Raw genomic sequence first — 6866 nt, forward strand, 5'->3', positions numbered from 1 at the left:
AGCGCCACGGCGTACTGCTGCAGGGCCTCGGATTCGCGACGGTGCGGCCCCGCATCCCGATGCCATTTGACGACCGCCTGCTCGCCGCCGCGCGTCACCACGTGCAGCACGCGCGAGAGGCGGTGCGCTCCAGTGTGCTCGGCGACCACGTCGACGGGGCCGAGCGTGCGGTGCACGCGGTCGAGCACCTCGGCGTCGCTCGCCAGGCGCGGGCGCGCGTCGGTGCTGATGGTGGCGCCGACCGCGTCGTCCATCGAACCGCTCACCGCCTCGATGCTCATGGGCCCTCCTGCTGCACGAAACCCCGGTGCGCCGTCAGTGGCGAACCGGGGTCTCGGATGATGTCGTCAGCGTGCGGCTACTGGCAGCTCTCGCACTGCAGCAGGTCCATCGGGTCGACGGGCACGGCGTAGCCACCGACGGTGTCGTTTTCGTTGTCCATATCGGACCTCCTCTGGTGGTGAATCCTCCGCCCGTGGCGGCTGGGGTCTCACTATATAACGGGAATCACACGCGTGTCATTCCCCTAGATGTTGTGTTTTCGGCGTGTCGCGAACGAATCCGACGGGATGCCCGGCCGCCGCTCGCCCGGCGATCGCGCAGGCACGGGCTCTACCCTGGAAGCACCCCGCCCCCTTCGCCGCGAGAGTGATCATGCGCTTCTGGCCCGCCCCCGCACCGGTGGTCGGCGCGCGGCCGGCGGAGCTGCCCCGCGATCTGCGGCACCAGATCGACGAGGGGTACCTCGTGGCGGTGTCGGCCCTGCGGCTGGCCGTCAAGAACGGGGTGATCCTGCGCATCCTGCGCGACGGCGCGGCGTGGAGCGAGCCGCAGGCGATCGCGCTGGCGCGCGAGGCCCTCGAGACGCTTATCGCCGAGCAGCGCGCGGGTGCCGAGCGGCTGTCGGAGGAGAGCGTGCGCGCCGCGCCGACCCCGCGGGAGTCGCGAGCGGCCTCGTCGAAGCGCGAGCGGGCGAAGGTGCGCCGCAAGCGCGACGAGGCCGATCGCCTCGCCGCCCGCAGCCGCACGCTGCGGGGCGTCGTCGAGAAGCTCGAGGCGGCGCGCGACGACGAGGCCTTCCTGCACGAGCTCGCGCTGCGGGCGCGGGCCGAGACCCTCGACGAGCTCATGCAGGCACGGCTCATCCCCCGCGAGCCCGCCATGGAGCAGTCGGAGGAGGAGCGCCGGGAGTCGATCGCCGGCGTGCTCGCCGACCTGCAGCGGCTCATGGACGAGCGCACCGGCTACTGAGCGCGGACGCTACGGCAGTCTCTGAAACGGTAGCGAGGGCGGGACTCGAACCCCGTGGACGCGGACGAGCGTTCACGGCGCCAGCCCAGGCCGCGGAAGTCTCTGAAACGGTAGCGAGGGCGGGACTCGAACCCGCGACACCACGATTATGAGCCGTGTGCTCTAACCACCTGAGCTACCCCGCCGGGCAGGAACTCCGCGCTGCCGCGAGGCCGCGCTGAGAGAACCGGAGCCCCGAGTCAGGATTGAACTGACGACCCCTTCCTTACCATGGAAGTGCTCTACCACTGAGCTATCGGGGCGCTGCCACCACCGCGAACGGCGATTGGCACCAGAGAAGATTAGCACCTGACGACCGAAGGCCCGAACCTCGCATCCGGTCGATTGACGCCCTCAATCGGAGTGGAACCGATTCCACTTTCGCCGAATACCTGTCATAAGGTGGCGGGATGCCGACCGAGACCCCCTCCTCGACTACGTACCGGGCCATCGACCACCAGCACTCCGCCCAGCCGGGCTCTGAGTGGTGGCGATCGGCCGTCATTTACCAGATCTACCCGCGATCGTTCGCCGACGCGAGTGGTGATGGCATCGGCGACCTCGCCGGCATCACCTCTCGCTTGGAGTCGCTGCGCGACCTCGGTGTCGACGCTGTCTGGCTGTCGCCGTTCTTCCGCTCTCCCCAGCGTGATGCCGGCTACGACGTGAGCGACTACTGCGACGTCGACCCGCTCTTCGGCACGCTCGCCGACTTCGACGTGCTCCGCGACCGCGCTCATGAGCTCGGCCTGCGCGTCATTGTTGACCTTGTTCCCAATCACTGCTCGAGCGACCACCCCTGGTTTCAGGATGCCCTCGCCGCCGGGCCCGGATCACCCGAGCGCGACCGCTTCATGTTCCGCGACGGCCGCGGTGACACTGGCGAGCTGCCGCCCAACAACTGGAAGTCGGTCTTCGGCGGCAACGCCTGGACGCGCATCACCGAGGCCGACGGCACGCCCGGCCCCTGGTACCTCCACATCTTCGACAGCTCGCAGCCCGACTTCAACTGGAAGAACCCCTGGGTGTGGGAGCAGTTCCGCCAGATCCTCCGATTCTGGCTCGACCGCGGAGTCGATGGGTTCCGCGTCGACGTTGCTCACGGGCTCATGAAGAAAGACGGACTCCCCGACATCGTTGAGGCTGCCGAGTCGGGCGGGCTTGCCGACGCGATTTCCTCTCCCGACGACGTTCCTTACTGGGCACAGCCCGAGGTGCACGAGGTGTATCGCGACTGGCACCGTGTGCTCGACGAGTACGAGGGTGACCGCGTGCTCTGCGCCGAGGCGTGGGTCGAGCCGCTGGCCAAGGCCGCCCTGTGGGTGCGGTCTGACGAGATGCACCAGGCGTTCAACTTCAGCTACCTCGGCACACCCTGGAATGCGGCGCGGCTGCGCTCGGTGATCGACGAGTCGATCGCGGCATTCAGCGCGGTGGGAGCGCCGAGCACGTGGGTGCTGTCGAACCACGACGTCGTGCGCCACGCCAGCCGCTACGGCCTTAGCGTTCCGGGTGCCCACACCGCGACCGGCCTCGGCCCGAAGTCAGAAGACAAGCCTGACGAAGAGTTGGGCCTGCGTCGCGCCCGTGCGGCGAGCGCGCTCATGCTCGCCCTGCCCGGTAGCGCCTACCTCTATCAGGGTGAAGAGCTTGGCCTGCCCGAGGTCATCGAGCTCGACGACCACGTGCGCGAAGACCCGAGCTTTCACCGCACCAACGGTGAGGTCTACGGCCGCGACGGATGCCGTGTGCCGATTCCGTGGGAACACTCCGCTCCGGCGTTCGGCTTCAGCCACTCCGGGGAGAGCTGGCTGCCTCAGCCTGCCACCTTCGCCGACTACGCGCGCGATCGTCAGCAGGCCGACCCCCACTCAACGCTGGAGCTCTATCGCTCGGCGCTGGCCTTGCGGACGCAGTACGCGCTGGGCACGGGTTCGGTCTCGTGGCTCGACGGCTTTGCGAGTGAGGTCGTTGCGGTGCGCAACGGCGACGTCACGGTGATCGCCAACACGGGAACCGAGCCGATCGCCCTCCCCGCGGGACGCATCGTGCTCGCGAGCGGTCCGCACGACGGCACGACGATTGCGGGCGACACGACCGTCTGGATCGTGACCAACTAGGTGGCACGTCGCGCGAGCGATGGTGCACGCACCGTCGCTCGCGCGCTACCCGGCGTTCGCGACGAGCCAGGCGAAGGGGTCGACGGGAACACTGTCGACGTGAATCTCGAGGTGAAGGTGCGGGCCCGTCGACAGACCCGTATCGCCGACCGCTCCGACGATCTCGCCAGCGACCACGGGTGCCCCGACGGTCAACACCGAACTGTTGTCGATGAGGTGCGCGTAGAGCGACATGACCTTTTGGCCATTGATGATGTGCTCGATCTCGACGCGGTAGCCGAACGAGCTTGACCGACCAACGGCGGTGACGATGCCGTCGGCGATTGCGCCAACCGGAGCACCGTATCCGGCATCGAAGTCAACACCGCGGTGGTACGACGAGCACCCGCGACACGGAGCCACGCGGTCACCAAAGCCTGACGTGACGGGGGCCGCGAAGGGGAACGGCCAACGAATCGGACCGGTGCCCGAAGCGTTGTACGAGTAGTTGGTGCTGCCGTAGCGCAAGCGAAGCATCTCGGCGTATGACGTGACCGTCCACGCGTCGCGCGACGCGGCAGTTGTCGCGATATCACTCGCGGCCTCCGCCTCGATCACTTGACCTTCTACCTCGACTGTTTCCGCAACCTTCGCATCGGCAATCGATGACAGGGCCATCGAGGCGGGCGGGGCATCCGGATCAAAGAGAGCATTCGCCGGAACGGAGGTGCCGACGAGCAGCGATGCAACCGCGAGCATGACCGCGGGAGGGAAGGCCTTCTTGGCAACACGACGACCGAGGGGAACTCGCGTCGAGAGCGCCGCGACGGGACGCGGCGAGGCCTGTGCCGAGGTCGGTCGAGGCGGCGGCGCGGCCACCGCGGCGCGGGCGGCACGGCGAGAAGAAGCAGCGGGGTTCGACACCGCGGGGTTCGACACCGCCGGGCTCGAGGCCGCAGGGTGCGAAAAAGCAGCGTACGACGGAGCAGAGGGCGAGACCGCCGGGCTCGGTGCGCCGGCCGGAACGACGGGCTCTGTGCGCCAGCCGGAACGACGGGCTCTGTGCGCCGGCCGGAACGACGGGCTCTGTGCGCTGGGCCTCGCGCAAGGCGCGGCGGCTCGTTGGAGCGGCCTCACCGGGCATTGCTGGCGCGGTCACCGGGGCTGGGCGACAACGACGCCGGCATTCGATGCGCCCGAATCCGGTGAAGTCGTCGGGGATTCCTCAGAGAATCCGAACCCGAGTGCCCGAAACGGGTCACTCTCGGCGTCGGTCGGTTCGGGGTTCGAACCTCCCGCCAGCCACGGGTTCTCTGCAGTCACGGTCTCAGTCAGCCTCAGAAATCGGGTACGTATCGTTCGGTGCGGGGCCGGGCGGCCGGCACGGTTCGGGCTCCTTCAAGAGTCACGAACCGGCTCACCGCGCCCACCACGATACGCGGCGGATTATCACGGATTGGTAAAGCCTAACCCGGTCTCGCCCAGAGCGAAAGTCGAGCGGGGCCATTCGCGGCTCGTTCAGGGGTGCCGCATCGATGCCGTCAGGGCAACTGTGAGGGGGGAAGCGCGCCGACCTCGGCCAACAGAACGCGAAGGTCGCCCATCGAATCGGGATGCGCCGCAAGCGTGAATCGATGGTCAGCACGAGCGCCGGGCACCCCCTCGACGGCGGCTCCTGCTTCGGTCGCGATGAGTGCGCCGGCCGCGTGATCCCACGGATTCAGCGTGCGTTCGAAGTAGGCGTTCACGCGTCCCGCGGCCACGGCACAGAGGTCGAGCGACGCCGTACCCATGCGGCGAATGTCGCGCACGCGCGTCAGAAGCTGGGCGACCGCGGCGCCCTGCTCGGCGCGGGTTTCGGCCCGGTAGGCGAACCCCGTGGCGAGCAACGACTGCTCGAGCGAGGTCGCCTCGGCGACGCGCAACGGCTGCGCGTCGAGGTGCGCTCCCCCACCCGCAGTGGCGGTGTAGAGCTCGCCCGACGCGGGGTTGACGACGACTCCGGCGAGCGCGCGCCACGACTGCGGGTCGGGCTCGCCCTCGACCACGGCGATGCTCACGGCGTAGTGCGGAATGCCATAGAGAAAGTTGACCGTGCCATCGATGGGGTCAACAACCCAGGTGAGACCCGTCGTGCCCTGCTCCGCCCCCGACTCTTCGCCGAAGAAGCCGTCACCCGGGCGCAGTTCGGCGAGGCGCCCGCGGATGAGCGACTCGGCATCGCGGTCGACCTGCGTGACAACATCCACCGACGACGACTTCGCCGCGGCAACCGAGACGGCGCCGCGACGCGCCTCGACGATCAGCGCGCCGGCCTCGAGAGCAACGGCGCGCGCGATCGACAGCAGTTCGTCGGTCGCGGGCTGTGGTGAAGACATGGTGGCGAGTGAGGGATTCGAACCCCCGAAGTCGAAGACGGCTGATTTACAGAGAACTGCCGGGGGTACCTTTCTATTCCTTACGGTACCGCCTGCCCCGAGATTCTGCGGGCAGGGCGCCCGGTCTGAGAATGCCAGTCCCCTCCCTTCCCCGCGCATCCCGAGCAGTTTGCACACACGAGCGCACACACGAGCCGCTCTTGTTGACATTCCTCGTTATTCATCTTAGTTTGTAGCCATGAAGCCATTCGAGCCCTTCCAGCCGGTGCGCTCTTCCGACTCAGGCAGGGGCGTTCCCACGCTCCGGATCCTCAGCGGCGGGCGCCTCGTGCTCAACGCAGCTGCGATGCGACTCCTCGCTGGCGTTGAGCATGTACGCCTGTTGTGGGATGCGGAGACGAGACGGATCGGGATCGAGCGCGCAACTGAACCGAGCAGCGACACGTTCAAGGTCTCTCGCGCCGCCAGTCAGGCGACGATCACCTCGAAAGAGTTCGTCGATCGCTACGCACTGCCACACGGGCAACGAATGCGGCTCAAGCGCGACGGCGACATGTACGTCGCATCTATAGAGACGCCCGCTCAACCGAGCGTGTGAAGTAAAGATGCCCCCGGCCCGCGGCAACGGGACGAGGGCGTAGCCCCAGTTCAAGAGAGGAACTAGGACACATGCACGGTATCAACATGATCGACTTCGAGTCGGAAGAATTCACACGACAGGTGCGCGGCGCGCTCGTCAACTGCCACGATCGATTCCTCAATTCGGCACCCTGCAGTCACGGCCGCGGAGGGGCTGCGCTGCAGGAAATCCTCGGAGTACCGATCAAGCGCGCGCGAGACCTGTACCACGGCCGAACCACGTACACGCGGTCGGAGGCAATCGCCTTGCTAGAGCACGTCGGTCTGAGCGTCGACGAGATGGCCGAGCGCTGCAAGTCGACAGTCCGAGCTGAGTCGGCCCAGCAATCGAGCCCTGAGCGAAGCCACCAGTTGGGCCACTCGCTGGCCATGACCGTTTGGAATCATGCGGACGACAAGGAGTTCGTGACACAAACCGTGACCGAGCTCCTGCTTGCGGCCGAGAACGACCCTCGAGCAG

Annotated in this window: 7 protein-coding genes and 2 tRNA genes; 4 read left to right on the plus strand and 5 right to left on the minus strand. The window is 67.6% G+C overall.

The window, feature by feature from the left end:
• Positions 1 to 281, minus strand: a 281-nt coding sequence (locus tag SFU54_RS09010; protein ID WP_319015947.1) for a hypothetical protein, incomplete at its 3' end; no start/stop codon positions are given.
• Positions 282 to 648: 367 nt separating this feature from the next.
• On the opposite strand from SFU54_RS09010, the gene SFU54_RS09015 reads away from it, so the two are divergent.
• Positions 649 to 1251: a hypothetical protein gene (locus SFU54_RS09015; protein ID WP_319015948.1), complete on the plus strand. Its 603-nt coding sequence runs from the start codon at positions 649 to 651 to the stop codon at positions 1249 to 1251.
• Between the two features lie 111 nt (positions 1252 to 1362).
• Here the strand turns inward: SFU54_RS09015 and SFU54_RS09020 are convergent.
• A tRNA-Met gene (locus SFU54_RS09020) sits at positions 1363 to 1436 on the minus strand.
• A gap of 45 nt (positions 1437 to 1481) precedes the next feature.
• Positions 1482 to 1553 (minus strand) — tRNA-Thr (locus tag SFU54_RS09025).
• 147 nt (positions 1554 to 1700) lie between these two features.
• Between SFU54_RS09025 and SFU54_RS09030 the strand changes: the two genes are divergently transcribed.
• On the plus strand, positions 1701 to 3410 hold the full coding sequence (locus SFU54_RS09030; protein ID WP_319015949.1) for a glycoside hydrolase family 13 protein: 1710 nt from the start codon (positions 1701 to 1703) through the stop codon (positions 3408 to 3410).
• Between the two features lie 45 nt (positions 3411 to 3455).
• Here SFU54_RS09030 and SFU54_RS09035 read toward each other — a convergent pair whose 3' ends face one another.
• On the minus strand, positions 3456 to 4328 hold the full coding sequence (locus tag SFU54_RS09035; protein ID WP_319015950.1) for a M23 family metallopeptidase: 873 nt from the start codon (positions 4326 to 4328) through the stop codon (positions 3456 to 3458).
• Positions 4329 to 4930: 602 nt separating this feature from the next.
• The gene (locus tag SFU54_RS09040; RefSeq protein WP_319015951.1) at positions 4931 to 5767 is read right to left on the minus strand and encodes an inositol monophosphatase family protein; all 837 of its coding nucleotides are present in this window, start codon (positions 5765 to 5767) and stop codon (positions 4931 to 4933) included.
• Positions 5768 to 6005: 238 nt separating this feature from the next.
• Between SFU54_RS09040 and SFU54_RS09045 the strand changes: the two genes are divergently transcribed.
• Positions 6006 to 6365 carry a hypothetical protein gene (locus tag SFU54_RS09045; protein WP_319015952.1) on the plus strand — a complete coding sequence of 120 codons (360 nt, stop codon included), beginning with the start codon at positions 6006 to 6008 and terminating at the stop codon, positions 6363 to 6365.
• Positions 6366 to 6451: 86 nt separating this feature from the next.
• A partial coding sequence (locus tag SFU54_RS09050; RefSeq protein WP_319015953.1) for a hypothetical protein occupies positions 6452 to 6866 on the plus strand: 415 nt, incomplete at its 3' end.

It is taken from the genome of Microcella sp., assembly GCF_033763155.1.
Lineage (GTDB): Bacteria > Actinomycetota > Actinomycetes > Actinomycetales > Microbacteriaceae > Microcella.